This window comes from Hymenobacter coccineus, assembly GCF_001816125.1.
Classification (GTDB): domain Bacteria; phylum Bacteroidota; class Bacteroidia; order Cytophagales; family Hymenobacteraceae; genus Hymenobacter; species Hymenobacter coccineus.
Genome location: NZ_MDZA01000276.1, coordinates 1 through 1,415 on the forward strand (window position 1 = coordinate 1; position 1,415 = coordinate 1,415).

Below are 1,415 nucleotides of genomic sequence, written 5' to 3' on the forward strand. Positions count from 1 at the left end.
GGCCCAAGTGGCGGCACTGCGGGCGCAGGCCCGGCGCTGGGGCCCCGCCATCGAGCTGTACAAGTTGGGCTGGCGCCTGCCCGAGGGGCGGCCCGCACTGCTATTCTACCAGTTCCGGTTTGCGTCCGACTCGGCCCGGCCGGGGCCCCACGTGGTGCTCGACGTCACGTTTCAGGATTCGCTGGCCACCCGGCCGCTGGGGTTCGGGGTGGTGGTGCGGCGGCGCTAGGGGGCAGGTGCGTGCGCTGCCAGCGCAACTTGGCGGTAGGCACGTACCTCAGTACTCAAAGTCTACTCGAGGTCCAGGGGAAGTATGGCTGAGGGCCAGTTGGTTGCCTGGGCTAAGCGGCTGTGCGCATCCTTTGGCATCCCGGTAAATTAATAAAAAAACTTTGTTATATATTGTGGGGCTTCCCGGGTAAAACAGCGGTGGCGAGCATTCCATGCGTTTTATTGTGCTGCTTGGCTGGTTGGGGTGCGGCGGGCTGCTGGCCGGGCCGGTGGGGGCCCGCCCGGGGCCCCTGGCCGCCGATACCCTGTTCCTGCAAGCCGTGAACGACGGGCCCTGGAACCACTACTTCGCCTACTGCCTCGGCGCCTGCGCCCAACCAAAAAGCGGGGCCGAAGCAGCGGCATTGTGGGCCGCTGGGCGGTTCAGGGGGGTGCCGCCGGGGCGCGTATTTCAGGTGGGCTACACCCAGGACCGGCTGTGGCTGCGGGCCACCGTGGTGAACACGCTGCCCCAGCGCACTCGCTTCGTGTGGAGCCTGTACACGTTTGTGGACAGCGCCACGCTGTACGTGCAGCCCGGCGGGCGCGGCGTGCCGCGCCGGGTGGCGGCCACCAGCGGGCGCGTGGTGGCCGCTCGGCGCGGGTTTCCAGCGCGGGCCAGCTGCCTGCCGTTCTGGCTCGAAGCCCACGCGCAGGCCGTGGTGTACCTGCGCGTGGAAAACCACACCGGGGCCCTGTACCTGCCCACCGACCTGACCACGGCCGAGGATTACCTGGCCTACGAATCGGGGTTTTTCATGACCAAAAACTGGGTGTGGCTGCTGGGCGTGTACCTCAGCAGCGCCCTGTTCAACCTCATTCTCTACGCCTTTTTGCGCGACCGCATCCACCTTTGGTACGGGGCCTACGTGTTTTTCATCACCTGGTTTTTGCTGATGGAAGACGGCATTGATGCCTGGCTGCTGCCGCAGTGGGCCTACGGGCTGGGCTGGCGGCTGGGGCAGTACAGCGTGCTGCTGCTGGCCCTGGCCTGCGGGCTGCGCATCATGGGGCTATTCGTGCGGCTGCGGCGGGGCTGGCCGCGCCTGTGGCGCCTCAGCGCGGGGCTGAGCGTGGGGGCGGTGGCGTGCGCGGGGGCCTACGCGCTGCTGTTTGGGCCCGTGCTGGCGCGGGCCCCGCGGGCC

General features: G+C 68.1%; 2 protein-coding genes. Both read left to right on the forward strand.

Translation table 11 applies throughout. The features are described from left to right. On the forward strand, positions 1 to 229 hold a 229-nt coding region (locus BEN49_RS28115; protein WP_158022947.1), incomplete at its 5' end, for a hypothetical protein. Positions 230 to 443: 214 nt separating this feature from the next. Next, a partial coding sequence (locus BEN49_RS15000) for a 7TMR-DISM family protein (RefSeq protein WP_141765684.1) occupies positions 444 to 1,415 on the forward strand: 972 nt, incomplete at its 3' end.